This is a genomic window from Gordonia mangrovi (genome assembly GCF_024734075.1).
Lineage (GTDB): Bacteria > Actinomycetota > Actinomycetes > Mycobacteriales > Mycobacteriaceae > Gordonia > Gordonia mangrovi.
This window is the reverse complement of record NZ_CP102850.1, coordinates 1,435,933-1,457,090: the sequence shown is the minus strand read 5'-3', so window position 1 is coordinate 1,457,090 and position 21,158 is coordinate 1,435,933. Positions and strand designations below refer to the sequence as shown.

Here is a 21,158-nt window from a genome sequence, read left to right as displayed (position 1 = left end):
GGTCAGGACGCCACCCGCTCACTGCCGGACGGCTGTCATCGGCGTGCAGAGGTGCTCGGACAATGTCCCCGACAACGTGATGCGTGAGTGATGGTGATCGATCAATCGCCGGCCGAGCATGTGGTGCCCCTCTCGGCGGCCCAGCGCAGTATGTGGTTCGCCCAGCAGCTCGTCCCCGACGTCCCGCTGAACATCGCGCAGTACGTTGATGTCCGCGGCGACCTGGACCGGGCACTGCTGACCGAGGTGGGCCGCCAGGTGGCCCGCGACCTGCACGTCGGCATGATGCGACTGGTGCCCGGCACCACACCGGACGGGGTGCCGCAGCAGATGTTCGATGACTCGCTGCGCGATGAGATGCTTCATCTGGACTTCCGCGGCCGCGCTGACCCCGAGGCCGACGCGCGCGCCTGGATGGACGCGGAGTTCCGCCGCCCAGTGGATCTGCTGGCGGATCGGCTCATCGAGTCGGCGACGATCCGGATCGCCGACGATCGCCATTTCTGGTACACGCGTGTGCATCACATCGTTCTGGACGGCTACGGTGCGGCAACGTTCTCCCACCGTGCGGCCGAGGTCTACACCGCGCGCGTGGCCGGCCTGCCCGTCCCGCCGAGCCGCGCCGGGAGCATCGCCGACCTGCACGCCGACGACCTGGCCTACCGCGAGTCGGCTCGGTATGAGCGTGATCGCGAGTACTGGTCGCAATCGCTGCGCGACCTGCCCGAACCGGTGCGACTGGCCGACCCCGACCCAGCCGTCACCCCGCGCACCCACACCTGCGGAGATGCCCTCGACCCCGTCCTGAGCGACCGGCTCGCCGAACGCGCCAGCGCCTTCGGCACGGCGCTGCCCTCCCTGGTCACCGCCGCGGCCGCATTGTTCCTCGCCCAGGGCACCGGCGCCGACGACGTGGTCCTGAGCCTGCCGGTGTCCGCGCGCACCAATGCCCTGCTGCGCCGATCGGGCGGCATGGTGAGCAACGTGGTCCCGATCCGCAGCCGGATCACCGCCGAGACCACCGTCGCCGAACTCGTCGCCGGCGTGACCGCAGAGATGAGTGGGGCACTGCGGCGGCAGCGGTACCGCTTCGAGGACATGCGCCGCGACATGACCGACGGCGCCGCCGCGCGTCCGGCCACCGCCGACGTCGGACGCGGCTTCTTCGGGCCCGCGGTCAACGTGATGACCTTCCGATCCGAGACGCGGCTGGGCGAGTGCACGGGCCGCAGCTACATCCTCACCACCGGGCCGGTGGAAGATCTGTCGTTCACCATCTACACCGGCACCGGGTCGACGCGAATCGAGTTGGAGGGCAACGCCGCGGCATATCCGCCGGACACTCTGCGCGACCACCACCGGCGTTTCCTGCGGGTGCTGGCGCAACTGGTCGATGCACCGGGAGACCGGCGCGCGCTGGCCCTCGACTCCTTCACCGACGACGAACGCGCCCGGCTGATCCCGGCCGCAGGGCCGGCCGCCGCCACATCTGTCACGTTGCCCGACCTGTTCGCCGCGGTCACCGACCGGCACGCGGCGATGACCGCCCTCATCTCCGGCGACACCGACCTCACCTACGCCGAACTCGGCGCCAGGGTCAACCGGTTCGCCCGCGTCCTCATCGACCGCGGGGTTGGCCCGGGCAGCCTGGTCGCCGTCGTGCTGCCACGCAGTCCGTTGTCGGTGGTCACCGAACTCGCCGTGCTCGCGGCCGGCGCTGCGTTCCTCCCGATCGATCCCGAGTCGCCCGCCGACCGTATCCGCTTCCTGCTCGCCGACAGCGCTGCCGACCACGGCATCACCGCACCCGGGCACGACGATGCGCTCCCGGAGACGAGCGGTACGACCCGCTGGCACCGCTGCTACTCGCCGGAGATCCTGGACCGGCACCGGGCCGCTTCTCCGGAGCCGATCACCGATGCCGACCGCCTCCGGCCGCTGCGTGTCGACGATCCCGCCTACCTCATCTACACCTCGGGATCGACCGGCCGGCCCAAGGGTGTGCTGGTGTCCCACCGCGGACTGTCGTCGCTGGCGGCCGAGCAGAACCGGCGCTACGAGGTCGGACCGGGCGCAGTCACACTGCATTTCGCGTCCCCGAGCTTCGACGCATCGATCCTCGAACTGCTGCTCGCCTTCGCCTCCGGCGCCACCATGGTGATCGCGTCCACCGACGTGTACGGCGGCGCGGAACTGGCCGCACTGCTGCGCGGATCGCGGGTCACCCACGCCTTCATCACTCCGGCCGCCCTGGCGTCGGTTCCGGACACCGACCTCGACGACCTGCACACCGTCATCGTGGGCGGGGAGGCCTGCCCGCCGGAACTGGTCCGGCAGTGGGCGGTCGGGCGCCGGATGTTCAACGCCTACGGCCCCACCGAGACCACCGTGATGGCCGCACTGGCCGGGCCCATGCGCGGCTGCGAACCCGTGACGATCGGCCGGCCGATCACCGGAACCACCGCGGTGATCCTCGACCGCCGGCTGCGGCCGGTCCCGATCGGTTCGACCGGCGAACTCTACCTCGGCGGAGTCGGGGTGGCACTCGGCTACCACCGCCGAAACGCGCTGACCGCAGGCCGATTCGTGGCCGACCCGTATGGCGGTCCCGGCGCCAGGATGTACCGGACCGGCGACCTCGCGCGCTGGACCGCCGACGGCGAACTCGACTATCGGGGCCGAGCGGACCGGCAGGTCAAGATCCGTGGATTCCGCATCGAACTCGGTGAGGTCGAAGCCGCCCTGGCCGCGGTGCCCGGGGTCGACTTCGCCGCCTGCGACGTGCGCGGTGACGCCGGCGCGCCGATGCTGGTGGGCTACCTGACCGGCGACGTCGCCCACGACGAGGTCACCACCACGCTGCGCCGTCGTCTCCCGGCGCACATGGTGCCGGCCGCCCTGGTCACGGTGACGACGATCCCGCTGACCACCTCCGGCAAACTGGATCGCGCCGCGCTGCCCGCGCCGAGGTTCGACGCCGCCGACTACGTGCGACCCGAGACGGATGCGGAGCGGCTTGCGGCGGAGGTCTTCGCCGAGATCCTCGACGTCGGTGAGGTGGGGCGCAACGACGACTTCTTCGCGCTGGGCGGCAACTCGCTGATCGCCACCCAGGTGGTGGCCGCGATCAACGACCGCCTGGCCACCACCGTCCCGGTGCGCTGGATCTTCGAGTCCCCGACGGTCGCGGCACTCGGACTGCGGCTCGATCAACAGCCGGGTGGTGACGACGGCCCACAGCTGCGCCCGGTGCCCGCCGATGGCCGCGCCACCCCGCTGTCGCCTGCGCAGCACCGCATGTGGGTCCTGAACCAGTTCGACCCCGACTCGGCGATGTACAACATCCCGATCGCCCTGCGGCTGCGTGGGCCACTCGACGTGGCGGCGCTCACCGCCGCCGTGACCGACCTGCTCGACCGGCACGAACCGCTGCGCACGGTGTACCCGGACACACCCGACGGCCCGATCCAGGAAGTCCTCGACGTCGCCGACGTGACCCTCGAGCTGACCGGTGACATCCGCAGTGTCCCGGAATCCGAACTGTCGGCCACGCTCGTCGAACTCGCCGCGGCCGGATTCGACGTGAGCGCGACGCCACCGATCCGCGCGCACCTCCTGCGGGTGGCCGACGACGACCACGTGGTGCTCTGCGTGGTGCACCACATCAGCGCCGACGGGTCCTCGACCGCGCCACTGGCCCGGGATCTGGCGGTGGCCTACCGGAACCGCCGTCTCGGGGAGCAACCCGGCTGGCAACCGCTACCGGTGACCTACCGCGACTACACCCGCTGGCATCACGTCCTGATGGGCAGCGAGTCCGACCCGGCGTCCACGATCGCGCGGCAACTCGCCTACTGGCAACACCAGCTCGACGGACTGCCGGAACGACTCGAGCTACCCACCGACCGCCCCCGCCCGGCCGCCCTGCGCGGACACTGCGGCGAGGTGCGTACCGAACTGTCACCGACCGTGGTATCAGGTCTGCGGTCGGTGGCCGAGTCCACCGGGACGACACCGTTCATGGTGGCGCACACGGCTCTTGCGGTGACGCTGGCGCGGTTGTCCGGCAGTGACGACATCGCGGTCGGCACCCCGGTCGCGGGGCGTGGCCACCGGAGTCTGGTCGATCTGGTCGGCATGTTCGTCGGAACCCTGGTGCTGCGCACCCGGTTGCATCCCGGCGACGATTTCCGGACCGTGCTCACCGCCGTCCGCGACACCGACCTGGATGCGTTCGACCGCGCCGACATCCCGTTCGACCGACTCGTCGACCTGATCAACCCGGTGCGCTCGGCGGCGCACCATCCGCTGTTCCAAGTCGGCTTCTCCTATCAGAACATGGCGCCCACCCACCTGACCCTCGACGACCTCGAGGTCGAGGTCATCGAACAATCGGCCGGCATGGCCAAATCCGAACTGCACCTGACGATCACCGAGACCGACACCGGAATGTCCGTGCTGTGGGATTTCGACCGCGACCTCTACGATGAGTCCACCGTGTCACGCTGGCACGACCTGTGGACCGCCATCGTGGAGGCTGCCGTCGCCGACCCGAGCCGGGCCATCGGTGATCTCGCCGCCCCAGATCTCACCGCCCCCGGTCTCTCCGCCGGTGCGGGCAGTGCCGGGGTGCTCATCGGGGCGCGCGCCGAATCCGGTGTGCAAACGCTGCCCGATCTGCTCGACGCCGCGGCGGATCGGTCGCCCGACGCGATCGCGATCTGGAGCGAAACCGCCGACACCGTGGTCGAATCCACGTATCGGGCCACGGCATGCCGCACCAACCGACTCGCCCGCCTGCTGATCGATGCCAGGGTGGGACCAGAAAGCCGGGTGGTGGTGGCGATGGCGCGCTCGCCGCGCATGGTGGAGGCGATCCTCGCCGTGCTGCGTGCGGGTGGCGCCTACGTGCCGATCGACCCGGACGCACCGATCGAGCGCACCGCGCGGATCATCGAATCCACCTCGCCGGCAGTGATCCTCACCGACGCCGACCTCCCACACCTCACCACATCGGCCGCCTCGCTGGTCGATCTACGCATCGCCGAGGTCGACCGATTCGCCGGTCACCCCGTCACCGACGCCGAGCGCCGCCGCCCGCTGCGCGCCGACAACACCGCCTACGTCATCCACACCTCCGGGTCGACCGGCACACCCAAGGGAGTCGCCGTCTCACACGGCGCGATCGCGACCCAACTGCGATGGAAACGCTCCGCGTATCCCATCGGGGCCACCGACACGGTGCTGCTCAAGACACCCATCACCTTCGATCTGTCGGTGTGGGAACTGTTCTGGCCGCTGGTCTCCGGTGCGCGACTCGCCCTCGCGGCAGCCGGCGGGCACCGGGACGCGGGCTACCTGGGCGTGGTGTGCGAGCGGGCCGGTGTGACCGCGGCCCACTTCGTGCCATCGCTGTTGGAGGCCTACCTCGACTCGCGCGCCGACGGCACCGTCGCCGATCATGCGACGCTCGACACCGTCCTGTGCATCGGCGAGGCGTTGCGCCCGGCCACGGCCCGACGCGCCGCCACCGAGCTCGGCGTCCGCGTGGTGAACCTCTACGGACCCACCGAGGCCGCCGTCGGCATCACCGAACACCGTTGGCATGCCGACGAGGCCGCCTCGGTGACCGTCCCGATCGGCCGGCCGGTCGCCGGTTCCGACGCCCTGGTGCTCGACCGCCGGCTGCATCCGGTGCCGGCCGGGGTCACCGGCGAGCTCTACCTGGCCGGACCGCAGTTGGCGACCGGCTACCAGGGGCGCGCCGACCTCACCGCCGAACGGTTCGTGGCCGACCCGCGGGATGTGGGCCGGCGGATGTACCGCACCGGTGACCTGGTGCGTGTGAATACCGACGGCGAACTGGAATATCTGGGCCGCAACGACTTCCAGGTGAAGATCCGCGGTCAGCGCATCGAACTCGGCGAGATCGAACAAGCACTCATCCACGACACCGACGTCAGCGGCGCAGCCGTGGCCGTCCATCACGGCGACACCCTGGTCGCCTACCTGGTGCCCCGCCCCGGTGTATCCGTCGATCCCGACGAGGTCCTGGCACGCGCACGCGCGGTGCTGCCCGGCTACATGGTGCCGGCCGCGGTGATGATTCTCGACGAGTTGCCGCTGGGTGTACACGGAAAGCTGGACCGTTCCCGGTTACCGGTGCCGGAGCGCGCCGCGACGCCCTACGCCGCGCCGGCGACCCCGACCGAACACGTCCTCGTCGACATCCTCACCGACCTGCTCGACGGCCGCACCGCCGACGACCAGCCGATCGGCCGCGACGACTCGTTCTTCGGCCTCGGCGGCAACTCCCTGCTCGCGACGCGGTTCTCGGCACAGGTCGGCCGTCGGCTGGGTCGCGACGTGCCGGTGCGGGCGGTGTTCGAGGCACCGGTCATCGCCGATCTCGCCCGCTGGGTGGAGTCGGCACCGGTGGCCGATCGCCCCGCCATCGGAGCGCTGACACGTCCGGAGGTGCTGCCGCTGTCGCGGTCGCAGCACCGGATGTGGCTGATGGAACAATTCGCCCCGGGAACCGGTCTCTACAACCTGCCCGTGGCCGTCCGGCTGGCCGACACCCCCGATCCCGACACACTGCGCGCGGCACTGCGGCAGGTCATCGAGCGGCACGAGGTGCTACGCACCGTCTATCCCGACGACGGCGGTGTGCCGCGGCAGCTGGTGCTGCCTGCCGACGACGCCGTGGCCGATGTCGCCGGCGGCCTCGACGACGATCGTGTGGTCTCCGAAACCGAACTCGGCGCGACCATCACATCGATCGCGGCCGAGGGATTCGACCTCTCTACCCGAATCCCGGTGCGGGTCCGGCTGCTGCGTACCGATGCCGACTTGACGGTGCTGGTGCTGGTGTTGCATCACATCGCCGCGGACGGGTGGTCGTTCGGGCCACTGCTGCGCGACCTGCTCGCCGCCTACACCGGTGCGGACACCGCACCCGCCCTGCCCGTCCAGTACGCCGACTTCGCGCTCTGGCAGGCGCAGCTGCTCGGTGACGACGCGCATCCCGCCCACCCGTCGCTGCACCGTCTGCGCGAGTACTGGCGCGGGGTGCTCACCGATGCGCCCGGGCCGCTGCCGCTGCCCACCGACCGGCCCCGCCCGGTACATCCCACACATCGCGGCGCCACTCTCGACACCCACCTCGATCCCGAACTGATCGGTGCGGCCGACGACTTCGCGCGCAGTCGGCAGGCGTCACTGTTCCACGTACTGCATGCCGCGCTCGCGGTGACCCTCGCACGGTTCAGCGGTACCGCCGACATCACCATCGGCACCCCGGTTTCGGGACGGGGTGCCGCCGAACTCGACGACCTCATCGGCATGTTCGTCGAGACCGTGGTGCTGCGCACCCGCATCGACGAATCCGTCTCCGCCGCAGAACTCCTGCGTCAGATCCGCGACGTCGACGTCGCCGCCATCGCGAACGGTGAGGTGCCATTCGACGAACTGGCCGCACAATACGAACCCGACCGCTCTGGCTCCCACCATCCGCTCTTTCAGGTGATGCTCGCCGTCGGGGACCCGGCTCCCGAGATCGCCGGCGCCACCCTGATCGACGCCGAGCTGCCGGTGGCGCGCTTCGACCTGCACGCCACGGTCGATCTGCCCGCCGATGCCACGACACCCGACCGTCCGGTGCGGATCCGCTGGACCTACGCCACCGATCTCTTCGACGGGGCGACGGTGTCGCAGGTGGCCGAACAGTTCCGTGCCGTGCTGTCGGAGTTGCCCGTCCAGCCGACCCGAGCGGTGCACCGGACGGCAGGCCCGGACGTGGCAGGCCGCCATCGGATGATTGCCGAGTGGGGCCAGACCCCGGCGCCCGCACCGATTCTCGGGGTCAGTCATCCGGGCCGCACCCTCGCCGACCTGCTGCCGATCGCGGCAGACCGCACCCCCGACGCGGTCGCCGTGGTGACGGAGACCGACACCGTCACCTTCGCCGACTTCGCCGCTCGCGTCGCACGCACCGCGCGGATGTTGATCGCCGCCGGTGTCGCACCCGAACACACGGTCGCGGTGGTGGTGGAACGCTCACTGGACATGCTGGTCGCCGTGCATGCCACCGTTGCCGCAGGCGGCGCCTATGTGCCCGTGGATCCGTCCTGGCCGGCACAACGCATCGACACCATGCTGCGTGCGGTGCGCCCGGTCGTCGCCTTCACCCGCGAAGACCGCCATCTGCCGGCCGACCTGCCGACCCGCGTCGTCGACCCCGCCGATCCGTGCAGTGACTGGCCGGACTCGACGGTGACCGACAGTGACCGGCGTGCCCCATTGCGGCCACAACACCCCGCCTACGTGCTGTTCACCTCCGGTTCCACCGGCACGCCGAAAGCCGTGGTGGTGCCCCATGCCGGCATCGTCAACCGCCTCGACTGGATGCAGTCGGGGTACCCGGTGGACGAGTCGGATGTGATTGTGCACAAGACGCCCGCCATCTTCGACGTGTCCGTGTGGGAGTTGTTCTGGGGCTTGGCGACCGGTGCGCGGACGGTGCTCGCGCCGGCCGACGCCCACCGCGATCCGTATCGGATCGCCGAGTTGCTGCGCGACCACGCGGTCACCGTGGTGCACTTCGTGCCGGCCATGCTCGACACCTTCCTCGCCGCGCTCCCCGCCGACGCGCGGTTCCCGGCGTTGCGGCACGTGGTCACCAGCGGGGAGGCGTTGGGCTCACCGGCCGCCGCAGAACTGTTGCGGCGCACGCCGGGACGTCTGCACAACCTGTACGGACCCACCGAGGCCGCGGTCGACATCACCGCCGCCACCGTGCGGGCCGACGAGATCGCGGACCGGCCGGTCCCGATCGGCCGGCCGGTCCCCGGCGGGCAGGTCTACGTCCTCGACCGCTACCTGCGACCCGTGCCGTCCGGGGTCACCGGCGAACTCTATCTCGGTGGCATCCAGCTCGCCCGCGGCTACCACGGTCGCGGGGACCTCACCGCGGCCCGGTTCGTCGCTTCACCGTGGGCACACGGCGCCCGGTTGTATCGGACCGGCGACCTCGTGCGCTGGCGCACCACCGATCATGCCGCGTCCCCGGTACTGGAGTACCTGGGCCGCACCGACTTCCAGGTGAAGATCCGCGGCCAGCGGGTGGAACTCGGCGAGATCGAAACCGTGCTCGCCGCACATCCCGCGGTGGCCGCCGCGGTCGTCGTGGTCCACCCCGATCGCCGGCTCGGTGAGCAGCTCGTCGGGCATGTGGTGGCGCATACCGAGGCAGATCCGATCGACGAGCGGCTGCTGCGCGCTCATCTGCGGGAGATGCTGCCCGAACACATGGTGCCCGCGCACATCGTGGTCAGTGACGCCTTCCCGCTCGGGACCGGCGGCAAGGTCGATCGCCGCGCATTGCCCGCACCCACCCGATCCGCCGCACCCGCCCGATCCCGAGGCCCACAGACCGCGGCGGAGCGGGTGGTGGTGGCGGTGTTCACCGAGATCCTCGGGGTCGAGGTCGGGGTGGACGACGACTTCTTCGAGTCCGGCGGCAACTCGCTGGCGGCCACGCGCATCGTCGCGGGCGTCGCGCAGCGGCTCGGCGTGCAGGTACCCGTGCGAGCCGTGTTCGACGGGCGCACGGCAGCGGCGGTGGCCGCGGCCGCGGATGCGCTCGGCCCGAACACGCCGGGCCCGAATGCGGCGGCCCTGCGGCCGCGACCCGCCGAGCTCCCGCTGTCGGCGGCCCAGCGGCAGATGGTGGTGCACAACCGTATTCACCCCGACTCTGCGGCCTACCGCATCGTCGCGCCGGCGCGGGTGCCCCAGGCCATTGACGGCGCGGCGCTGCGGGCGGCGCTCGCCGATGTCCTCGACCGCCACGAGATCCTGCGCACCGTCTATCCCGACGGCAGTGCGGGGCAGGGGCCCACCCAACGCGTGCTCGAGCCGGGACCCGGGCAGATCGCCGACCTCGTCCGCATCGTCGACGGCCCGCTGCCCGCCGGTGCGTCCGTCGAGGAATCGCTGATGGCCGCCGGCCTCGCCGAACCGGTGGACCTGAGCACCGACCTGCCGTTGCGGCTGCTGCTGCGCCCCGTCGACTCCGACGCCACGAGTATCGTGCTCGTGGTCCACCATGTTGCCGCCGATGGTTGGTCGCTGCGCATCCTGGCGCGGGACCTGGCCGAGGCCTACACGGCGCGCTGCGCCGGACACGCTCCGCAGTGGTCGCCGCTGCCGCTGCAGTACGCGGATCACGTGCTGCGCACCGGCCGGCGTCTCGGTTCCGCCGATGACGAGACCTCGCTGCTGGCAGAGCATCTGCGTCACTGGCGGGAAGTGCTGGCCGACGCTCCGGCGCTGTCGGTACCCGAGGCGGACGCGGACGCCGAACCCGCAGCGACCGCCGCAGTGCAACGACTGGCTCTGGACACCGTGACGTGGCAGCGGATCGCCGAGCTGGCGACGCGACACCGCACGACGTCGTTCGCGGTGCTGCACGCCGCCCTCGCGGTCACCCTGACCCGGTCCGGGGCGGGGCGCGACGTGGTGATCGGTACGCCCACCGCCGGACGCTGGGAGTCCGACGTCGCCGAGTCGGTCGGCATGTTCGTGTCGATGGTGGCGCTGCGCAGTGTCGTCGACGAGACCGGCGACTTCGCTGCGGTGGTCGGTCAGTCCCGCGAACAGATCGTCGCGGCCCTCGAACATTCGGCCATCGACGTGGAGCAGGTCGTCGAGGATCTGGGCCTGTCGCGGGGCGACGGCCGCCACCCGCTGATCCAGGTGACGTTCACCGTGGACGGTGACGACCATCCCGCGGCAGCTGGTGAGGCGCTTGTGCCGCAACGGCTGGACGTGCCGATGGCCCGATTCGACCTGGAGTTCACCGCCGTCACCGACGCTCGCGGCGAACGGGTCCTCGAACTCGTGTATCGCCCGGATGTGTACCGCGCCGACACCGCTGCGGCCCTGTTGGCCCGGTTCGCGACCGCCGTCGATGCGCTGACCACACACCCGGGTGCGGCGTTGCACACCGTCGAGCTCCTGACCTCCCGGGAACGTCGCGCGTTGGACGCGGCCGCCGGTCCGGCAGCGGTGGCACCACGGTTGCTGTCCGACATCCTCGACACACCTGGTCACCGACTCCTCGGCTGCGATCCCTGCGCATCCGATTCCGCGCTGCGGGAGTTCGACGATGCCGAATTGCGGTGCGCAACCGAAGCACTTGCGGACCGCCTGCGCATCGCGGGTGCCGGGCCGGAAGCCGTGGTCGCGGTATACCTGAGCCGCTCGGTCCGCTTCTACATCGCGGTCCGGGCGGTGGCGGCGACCGGTGCGGCGTTCGTCCCGATCGACCCGCGCCAGCCCGATGATCGGGTGGCGTTCATGCTCGACGACTCCGGCGCACGCATCGTCGTCACCACCACCGGCGAGCGGAATGAGTGTGCCGCAGGGTTGTGGGACGGGGTCGGCGAGGTGATCGACCTCGATGCCGAACCGGCCGCGGTGCAACGACCGGCGCATCGGCCACCGCAGCAATCGGCCCGACGGCACGTCGACCAGCTCGCATACCTGATCTACACCTCCGGGTCCACCGGCCGGCCCAAAGCCGTTGCCGTCACCCACCGTGGGCTGTCGGCCTTCGCGGCCGAGCAGCGCCGCTACGGTGCCGGTGGTGACAGCCGGGTGCTGCACTCCGCGTCGCCGGGTTTCGACGCGGCCATCCTGGAGTTGCTGTTGGCCGCCGATGCCGGCGCGACATCGGTGATCGCACCGGCCGATGTCTACGGTGCCGGCGAGCTGACCGACTTCCTGCACGAGCATGCGGTGACACACGCCTTCCTCACCCCCGGCGCACTCGACACGATCGAGATGCCTGGCGACGACACGGGTGCTCGCGATCCGCTGCCGCGGCTCGAGGTGCTGATCGTCGGCGGCGACGCGTGCGCCCCGGACACCGCCAACCGCTGGATCGCTGTGGGCAAGAAGTTCTTCAACGCCTACGGCCCCACCGAGTCGACCATCATGGCGACCGCCGCCGGCCCGCTGCCGCCGGTGTCGGGCACCGCGGTACCCATCGGACGGGAGATCACGGGAACCACCGTCGGCGTGCTGACGTCGACCCTGACCCGGTGTGCGCCCGGGGTCACCGGCGAGCTGTATGTTGCCGGACAGGGGCTGGCCCGCGGCTATCACGGGCGGCCCGGTTTGACCGCGCTCACCTTCGTCGCCGACCCGGACGGCCCGCCCGGATCGCGCCGGTATCGCACCGGTGACCTGGTTCGTCAGGTTCCAGACGACGATGGGGCACTCACCCTGATCCATCAGGGACGCCGCGACTTCCAGATCAAGATCCGCGGCCACCGCGTCGAACTCGGTGAGGTGGAGGCCGCCCTGCGGTCCCACCCGGGAGTCGGGGCCGCCGTCGCCGTCGGCCGCCCCGGTCCGGGTGGTGGGCTCGCATTGGTGGCCTACGTCACGGTGGACGAAACGGGTGCGTTCGATCGCGGATCACTGCAGGCACATCTGCGGTCGAGGCTGCCCGCCTACGCGGTGCCGGCGTCGATCACCGAACTCGATGCGCTGCCATTGACCGCGGCCGGCAAGATCGATCGCCGCGCCCTGCCCGAACCCCGCTTCGAGGTCGTGGCGCAGGTGGCTCCGGCCACTCCCGACGAGGAGATGGTCGCCGGCGCCTTCGCCGAGGTCCTCGGCGTAGCCCGCATCGGAGTGCTCGACAACTTCTTCGAGGTCGGCGGCGACTCGCTGTCGGCCACCCGCGCGGTGTCCCGGTTGCGGGCGGCGACGGGTCGCGACCTCGCGGTCCGCGATCTGTTCGACGCCCCGACCGTCCGGGAACTCGTCCATCGGATCGGTCGGGCCGAGACCGGCAACACCCCGCTACTCGGAGCGCTGCCGCGCCCGGCGCAGATCCCGCTCTCCCCGGCCCAGCAACGGATGTGGTTCCTCAACCGCTTCGACCCGTCGGCGGCCACCGAGAACATCCCGATCATCTTGCGGCTCACCGGAACGCTGGAACACAAGGCATTCGAAGCAGCTCTGGCCGATCTCGTCGGCCGCCACGAGGCGCTGCGCACCAGGTACCCGGCCGACACCGAGGGACACCCGCATCAGGTGGTCCTGTCGCCCGCCGACGTCCCGGTGAAGCTGGCGCCGCAACTGGTGGCGGCGGCCGCCCTGCCGGATGTGGTGCGGGCGGTGATGCGCACCGAATTCGATGTGACCGCCGAGCCACCGGTGCGTGCGGATCTGTTCTCGGTGCAGCGAACCGATGGTGCGGTTACCGACCATGTCTTCGCGCTGGTGCTCCACCACATCAGCGCCGACGGTCTGTCGCTGGTCGGGCTCGCGACCGAACTGTCCGACGCCTACCGTGCCCGGCTGTCGGGCGCCGCACCGGACGTCGAGCCGCTCACCGTGCAGTACGCGGATTTCGCGATCTGGCAGCAGGCGTTGCTGGCCGACACCGGGGGCCGCGCCGCAACGGAACTGGCCTTCTGGCAGGCCCAGTTGGCCGACGCCCCACCGGTGATCGACCTGCCGACCGACCGGCCGCGGCCGGCCCGGCGAAACGGGGTCGGTGCGCGCATCGACGTCGACCTCGACGCCGACCTGCACGCCCGGATGCTCGCCTTCGCACAACGTCATTCGGCGAGCGCATTCATGGTGGCGCACACGGCGTTGGCGGTTCTGCTCGGGCGGATCGGCGCCAACCGCGACGTGGTGATCGGCACGCCGGTCGCCGGACGTGACGACGAACGGCTCGAACGCGTGGTGGGCATGTTCGTGAACATGCTCGCGCTACGCACCGAGATCCCCGCCCACGCCACCGGTACGGAGGCGCTGGCCATCGCGCGGGCCACGGATCTGGCGGCGTTCTCCCACACCACGTTGCCCTTCGATCGTGTCGTCGACGGACTGGAACTGACCCGCACCGCCGCACGGCATCCGGTGTTCCAGGTGGCGTTGTCGTTCCAGAACATCGGTCGCCTCGCGATCGACCTCCCGGATCTGTCGATCGAGGCCATCGACGACGACAACGGCCTCGCCGAGTTCGACCTGCACCTCACCCTGGGCGAACGCTGGAACGGTGCGACACCCGCCGGGCTGAGTGCCCAGTTGTCGTACGCCACCGAACTGTTCGACGACAGCACCGCGCGTGACCTGACCCGCCGGTTCATCGCGGTACTCGACGGACTGCTGACGCATCCGGAGCGGGCGGTCGGTGACCTCGACATCCTCGACGACGCCGAACGCCGGTCGGCGACAGCAGCAGCGCTGCCGACGGAGCCGGCCGAATTCGATCTCGCCGCACAGTTCGCGCGGCAGGTCTGCCGCACACCGGATGCGCGCGCCGTCTCGTGGGGTGCATGCCATCTCACCTACCGGCAGTTCCATACCCGGGTGGCCGCAGTGGCCGCGGAACTGGTGCGACGCGGCGTCGGACCGGAGGATCGGGTCGCGATCGCCCTGCCGCGTGGGCTCGATCAGCTCACCGCCATGTTCGCGGTGGTGACCGTGGGCGGAGCCTACGTGCCGGTCGACGCCACCGTCGGTGCGCAACGCGCACAGCTGATCGTGGCGTCGGCCGATCCCGCGGTGGTGATCGCCGACGACGGCACGGCCACGTTCGACCGGCCCGTGCTGACCATCACCGAGGTGACCCGCGAGCGAGCCCGGGCCGAGGGCCGATGTGGCCGGGTGCGGCCGCTACGACCCGACAACCCGGCCTATGTGCTGTTCACGTCCGGCTCGACCGGTCGTCCCAAAGGTGTTGCGGCGTCCTACGCCGCGGTCGCCGAACAGTTGCGATGGATGCAGCAGACCCATGCGCTCGACGACACCGACGCCGTCATGATCAAGACGGCCGCGGGCTTCGATCTGTCGGTGTGGGAGTACTGGTGGGCGCTGCTGTCCGGTGCCCGGGTGGTGATTGCCGACCCCGGCGTGGAACGCGACGGCCGCGCCCTCGGCGATGCCATGGAGCGGTCCGGGGTGACCGTGCTGCCCACGGTGCCGTCGGCGCTGTCGATGATGATCGACGGTGAACGGTTCCCGGCGTCGGTGCGCACCGTACTGTGCATCGGTGAGGAGTTGCCTGCCGCGGTGGTGCGGCGTGCGTCGGCGCTGTCGTCGGCCGAGATCCACAACCTCTATGGGCCCACCGAGGCGACCGTCAGCGTGACCGCGCACCGGGTGGATGCGGGTGCCGAGTCCGATCGCATCCCGATCGGCCGTGCGCAGCCGTCGGTGGCGTTGCGCATCCTCGATGCGCGGCTGCATCCGGTGGCCCCGGGTGTGGCCGGCGAACTCTACCTCGGCGGCATCCAGCTGGCCCGTGGCTACCACGGCGATCCGATGCGCACCGCGTCGTCGTTCGTGGCCGATCCGTTCACCGGCGAGCGGATGTACCGCACCGGAGACCTGGTGCGGTACAACACGAGCGGGGAACTCGAGTATCTCGGGCGCACCGACCATCAGCTCAAGGTGCACGGCTTCCGCATCGAACCCGGCGAGATCGAGGCCGCGTTGCGGCGCTGTGCCGAGGTCGACGACGCGGTGGTCGTCACCGCCGGCGACCACCACGATCTGCGGCTGGTCGGGTTCGTCGTCGGCACAGCCGCCGTCGACGACGTGCCACGGCAGCTGCGGGACCTGCTGCCCGCCTACATGATCCCGGAGATCCACCACCTCGAGTCGTTGCCGTACACGCCGAACGGCAAGATCGACCGGCAGGCGCTGCCGCAGCCGCCGCGACCGAGACGGGAGTACGTCGCGCCGTGCACGCCGGTACAGGCGGCCGTGGTGCGCGTGGTGCAGACCGTCACCGGCGCCGAGCGGGTCGGTGTGTCGGACAACTTCTTCGGCGTCGGCGGCAACTCGTTGTCGGCCACCCGGGTCGCCGCCGGGCTGGAAGCCGACCTCGGCGTGGCGGTCCCGGTGCGTGCGCTGTTCGAATCCGCCGATCTCGCCGAACTGTCCGATGCGGTGGCCGAACTGGTCGAGCGGGGCGTCGACGACGACACCGCGTTGGGCCGGGTCCGCATCGAGGGCGCGGTCGCGCCGATCGCGCCTGCACAACGCCGCATCTTCGCAGCCGTCGCCGACGGTGTCGGCGCCGACTGGAATGTGCCGTTCGCGCTGAGATTGTCCGGTGAGATGGACCTCGCGGCGCTGCGGGCGGCGCTGCTCGATGTGCTCGACCGGCATGAGGCGTTGCGGACGACGTATCGCGACGACGCGGAGCCCGAGTTGCTCGTGGCCGACGTCGACGATCTGCGCGGGATGCTGGAACGGGACCTGGATCCGGTGCCGGTCGACGCCGCGGAGGTCACTCGCGTGGTCGACGCGATCGCCTGGTCGCCGCTGGAGTTCGACGGGGTGGCGCCGCTGCGGGTGCGGCTGCTGAGGCTCGACGAGCACACCCATGTGCTGGTGGTGGTGGCCCACCATCTCGGTGTCGACGGACAGTCGATGTCGTTGCTGATCCGGGACATGGTGGTGGCGTTCGCCGCTCGTAGCAGCGGTGCGACCCCGGACCTGCCCGAGCCGGGTGTCCGGTACCGCGACTACGCCCAGTGGCAACGCCGCGTGCTGGGCGCGCCGGGTACGCCGTCGTCGCAGGGGCGACGTCAACTCGACTATTGGACCGCGAGATTCGCCGATCGGCGGGACGGCGTCCGGCCGCGGCTGCGGACCGACCGGCCTCGGCCCGAGCAATGGGACCCGGCGGGGGAGGGGATCGAGTTCGCGGTGTCGCCGTCGGTGCATGCCGCGCTGGACGATCTCGCGAAAACCCGTTCGGTGGCGTTGTTCTCGCTGCTGCAGGCGACGTTTGCGGTGGTCCTCGCCGAGCTCTCCGGCGACCCGGATGTGCATGTGGCGACTGCGAACGCCAACCGGCCGCAGCCGGAGCTGGCCGGTGTGGTCGGCAACTTCTCCGAGGATCTGCCGATGCGCCTGGACGTCGACGATCGCCGCACGATCGGGAAGGTGGTCGCCGACGTGCATGATCAGCTGATCGGTGGTCTGCGCCATCCGGATGTGTCCACTCCGGATCTGGTGGCAGCGCTGGGCATCCCGTATACGCCCGGCGAGCATCCGCTGTTCCCGGCGACGCTCATCGTGCAGCCGGCGCCGGAGGCGGGGGTGGACGCGGAACTCGATCTCGGTGCGGTGCGGGTGAGCCGTGAGCCCATCGGGCGGGTGGTGGCCAAACACGAAATGGAGATCACCATGCTGGAGCGGCGCGACGATGGCGCGGCGGCCGGGTTGACCGGGACACTGATGTATCCGGTGGCGCTGTTCGATCGCACCACAGCCGAATCGGTGGTGGCCGGTTTCGGGTCGGTGCTCGCCCAGCTGGCCGCGCGCGGCATCGATGTGTCCGTCGCCGAGCTGCGGAGCCTGCTGCAGTGAGCGCGTCGGTGGTGATCGCCGTCTACCGCGGCCTGCCGGATCTCGACGTACAACTCGACGCGCTGGCCGCGCAGGACCATCCGGGCCGGTTCGAGGTGATCCTCAGCGACAACGAGGGCAGCGACGAACTGCGGCGCCACGCCGCGACACATCCGCACCGGGAGCGTCTGGACCTGCGCTATGTCGACTCGTCGGCGGTGGCGGGAACCTCCTACGCCCGCAATGTCGGGACACGCGCGGCCCGATACGATTTCATCGCCTACTGCGATCAGGACGATGCGGTGTATCCGGGCTGGCTGCGGGCGCTGGTCGACGAGGGGCAGCGCTGCGACATCGTCGGCGGGCCGTTGGAGCGCGACACCCTCAATGATCCGGTGGTCGCGGCATGGCGGGCGTTGCCCGAGCCGGACCGGGAGGTGGTGCTCGCACGGTTTCTGCCGATCACGTTCGGCTGCAATCTGGGGGTGCGGCGCGACGTGTTCGACGCCGTCGGCGGGTGGGACGAGTCGTACCCGACTGCCGGCAGTGACGTCGAGTTCTGCTGGCGGGTACAGACAGCGGGCTATCGCTTCGGCTACGCGCCGGAAGCGATGGTGGCCTACCGGTATCGCACCGGGTTGCGCGAGACGTGGCATCAGGTGGTCGACTACGGACGTGCGGAGGCACGGGCGGCCAAGCAGTTCGGGGCACCCGGCCGCCACTGGTGGTGGTTTCCCGTCCACGCTGCCGTGGTGGCCGGGACGGCGCCGGTGTGGCCGTGGGCGTGGTCGCGCAAGCGTCGGGGAGCGTGGGTGTGGGTCACCGGCAACCTCGTCGGCCGCATCCGGGGCAGCGTCCGATATCGGCTGCTGTACCTGTGATCTGTCAGCGCCAGAACACGAACAGATTCCAGCCGTAGGCCGCCAGCACGCTCGGTACGCCGGACAGACCGAACAGCCAGTAGACGAGGTCGAAGAACGCCCGATTGAGGAATGGGATGAACAGCAACGCGAACACGATCAGGAAGCCGTACGGCGCGACCTTCTGCATCGAGAACCGGGTCTTGTCGGACAGATACGGTTCGATCGCGCCGTAACCGTCGAAACCGGGCACCGGCAGGAGGTTGAGCACGGCTGCGGTGATCTGCAGGAACGCCAGCATCGACAGGGCGGCCCACAGATTGAGGCCGTCGACCAGATAGAGCACACCGCCCGAGCCCTGGGCGCCGAGTCCGTCGGGTGCGTACAGACGCACCACGATCAACAGGATGGCGCCGAGAGCGGCGTTGGTGAGCGGACCGGCCAGCGACACGATCGTGCGTTTCGCCCGCGTGAAACCGTGCTGGTGGACATAGACGGCGCCGCCCGGAAATCCGATGCCGCCCAACAGGATGATCAGCAGCGGCAAACCGAGTGAGAGGCCGGGGTGGGTGTAGCGCAGCGGGTTGAGGGTGAGGTAGCCGCGGAGTTCCGCGTTGCGGTCGCCGAAGCGGAATGCGGTGACGGCGTGGGCGAATTCGTGCAGGCACAGTGAGATGACCCAGCCGGCCAGCACCAACAGCAGCGTGCCGCCGACCGATTCGAGGTTGCGGCCCGGTGCGGAGCCCGCGACCAGCCAGCCGCCCACCGCGGCGGCCACCACCAGGCCGAGGAACACCGGGCCGGGACGGACGGCGCGGATGATCTCGCGGGTCGTCGGACGCATCGGTGTCGAGGTCATGGGCGGACCAGGCGCAGGTCGGTGTCGTGCCGGTAGAAGGTGGAGCGTTTGAGTACGCGGGGATTCACCACACCCTCCCGTTCGACGACGATGTTGGTGCCGCCGGTCTGTGCGGCCCGGCCGGCTACCCAACGGGCGGGCAGCAGCAATCGTTCCACCTGGGCGCGCAGTCCCGGCGCGGTAGGCGTCGGTTCGATGAGGATCGAGCGCACCTCACCGCGGAACAGTCGCTCGCTGTCGACATAGGTCTCGCCGTGGAGTTTGGCGCCCTCGGCGCCGAGGTGGCGGGCGCGGCCGACCAGGACGGTGGCCGCGTCGTCGCGGATCAGGGGCACCGACGTCGCCGTGCCGTGTTCGGCGAGTTCCCGGGCTGCGGGGCCGTGCGGAAGGCCGTAGCGTTTGGTGGCGTCGGTGGCTTCCGCGGGCAGGAATGCCACGTCGACGTCGAGGCGTTCGGACAGCATCAGCGCGGCCAGCACGTGCGCGAAGTAGGTGTCGGCCTCGTCGGCGAGGGTGGGGGCGACACGCTCGGCGACCCGGGGTTCGACCAGGAGCCGGGTGAGCGTCGGGTCGGCCACCGCCTCGGTGACCGCGGCGCGGATGGCGGTCTTGTCGTCGGAGCGGGAGGCCTGCGAGATCAGCGCAAATGACACGCCAATAGCGTATCGACACCGGTGAACAAGTAAGGTTGGCCTGTTGTTCACCCGTCCCGACTCGAAGGAGTAACCGACCATGGCCGCGATCGTGCTGATCGGCGCCCAATGGGGTGACGAGGGCAAAGGCAAGGCGACCGACCTCCTGGGCGGGAAGCTGCAATGGGTTGTCCGCTACCAGGGCGGCAACAATGCAGGTCACACCGTGGTGCTGCCGAACGGCGAGACCTTCGCCCTGCACCTGATCCCGTCGGGCATCCTCACGCCGGGGGTCAAGAACGTCATCGGCAACGGTGTCGTGGTGGACCCGGGCGTGCTGCTCACCGAGTTGGGCGGGCTCGACGACCGCGATGTCGACACGACCGGTCTGATGATCTCCGCGGACGCGCACCTGCTGATGCCGTACCACGTGGCGATCGACAAGGTGACCGAGCGATTCCTCGGCAACAAGAAGATCGGCACCACCGGCCGCGGCATCGGGCCGTGCTACCAGGACAAGATCGCCCGCGTCGGCGTGCGCGCGGCAGACGTGCTCGACGAGAAGATCCTCAGCCAGAAGGTCGAGGCGGCCCTCGAGCTGAAGAATCAGGTCCTGGTCAAGATCTACAACCGCCGCGCACTCGACCCGGCGCAGGTGGTCGACGAGGTGCTCGAGCAGGCCGACGGCTTCAAGCATCGGATCGCCGACACCCGGCTGCTGCTCAACCAGGCGCTCGAACGTGGTGAGACGGTGCTGCTGGAGGGCTCGCAGGGCACGTTGCTCGACGTCGACCACGGCACGTATCCGTACGTGACGTCGTCGAACCCCACCTCGGGCGGCGCGGCGGTGGGCGCCGGGATCGGGCCCAACAAGATCACCACGGTGCTGGGCATCCTGAAGGCCTACACGACGCGCGTGGGTTCGGGGCCGTTCCCGACCGAGCTGTTCGACGAGTGGGGCGCCTATCTGGCCAAGACCGGCGGCGAGGTCGGCGTGACCACCGGGCGTGCCCGCCGCTGCGGCTGGTTCGATGCGGTGATCGCACGATATGCGACGCGCGTCAACGGCATCACCGACTACTTCCTCACCAAGCTCGACGTGCTGTCCAGCCTGGACACCGTGCCGATCTGTGTGGCCTACGACGTCGACGGTGAGCGTGTCGAGGACATGCCGATGACACAGACCGGTTTCCATCATGCGAAGCCGATCTACGAGGAGATGCCCGGCTGGTGGGAGGACATCTCCGGGTGTAAGACCTTCGAGGAACTGCCCAAGAACGCGCAGGATTACATTCTGCGGCTCGAAGACCTTGCCGGCGCACACATCTCGTGCATCGGTGTCGGTCCGGGGCGCGATCAGACCATCGTCCGCCGCGAGATCGTCTAGCGGGTCACCAGCGGTCGGAGCACGAC

At 70.2% G+C, this 21,158-nt stretch carries 5 protein-coding genes; 3 read left to right on the top strand and 2 right to left on the bottom strand.

The annotated features are described in order from the left end of the window. The first annotated feature begins 90 nt into the window (after positions 1 to 90). A complete protein-coding gene (locus NWF22_RS06710; protein ID WP_202398134.1) occupies positions 91 to 17,415 on the top strand; it encodes a non-ribosomal peptide synthetase in 17,325 nt (5,774 codons plus the stop codon). Next, positions 17,412 to 18,275: a glycosyltransferase family 2 protein gene (locus NWF22_RS06705; RefSeq protein ID WP_160900039.1), complete on the top strand. Its 864-nt coding sequence runs from the start codon at positions 17,412 to 17,414 to the stop codon at positions 18,273 to 18,275. Before NWF22_RS06710 ends, NWF22_RS06705 begins: the two co-directional genes overlap by 4 nt. Before the next feature lie 4 nt (positions 18,276 to 18,279). Here NWF22_RS06705 and NWF22_RS06700 read toward each other — a convergent pair whose 3' ends face one another. After that, positions 18,280 to 19,113, bottom strand: coding sequence for a site-2 protease family protein (locus NWF22_RS06700; RefSeq protein ID WP_160900040.1), 834 nt, complete (start codon positions 19,111 to 19,113; stop codon positions 18,280 to 18,282). After that, complete coding sequence (locus NWF22_RS06695; protein WP_160900041.1) at positions 19,110 to 19,766, bottom strand: hypothetical protein; 657 nt, start codon at positions 19,764 to 19,766, stop codon at positions 19,110 to 19,112. The genes NWF22_RS06700 and NWF22_RS06695 overlap by 4 nt, the downstream gene beginning before the upstream one ends. Before the next feature lie 79 nt (positions 19,767 to 19,845). Here NWF22_RS06695 and NWF22_RS06690 point away from each other — a divergent pair, with 79 nt between their 5' ends. After that, positions 19,846 to 21,132, top strand: a complete 1,287-nt coding sequence (locus NWF22_RS06690; protein ID WP_160900042.1) for an adenylosuccinate synthase — start codon at positions 19,846 to 19,848, stop codon at positions 21,130 to 21,132. Positions 21,133 to 21,158 lie beyond the last annotated feature (26 nt).

Coding starts and splice junctions, on each gene's coding strand:
- NWF22_RS06700 (WP_160900040.1), bottom strand. CDS start 19,113: ATGACCTCGACACCGATGCGTCCGACGACCCGCGAGATCATCCGCGCC.
- NWF22_RS06710 (WP_202398134.1), top strand. CDS start 91: ATGGTGATCGATCAATCGCCGGCCGAGCATGTGGTGCCCCTCTCGGCG.
- NWF22_RS06690 (WP_160900042.1), top strand. CDS start 19,846: ATGGCCGCGATCGTGCTGATCGGCGCCCAATGGGGTGACGAGGGCAAA.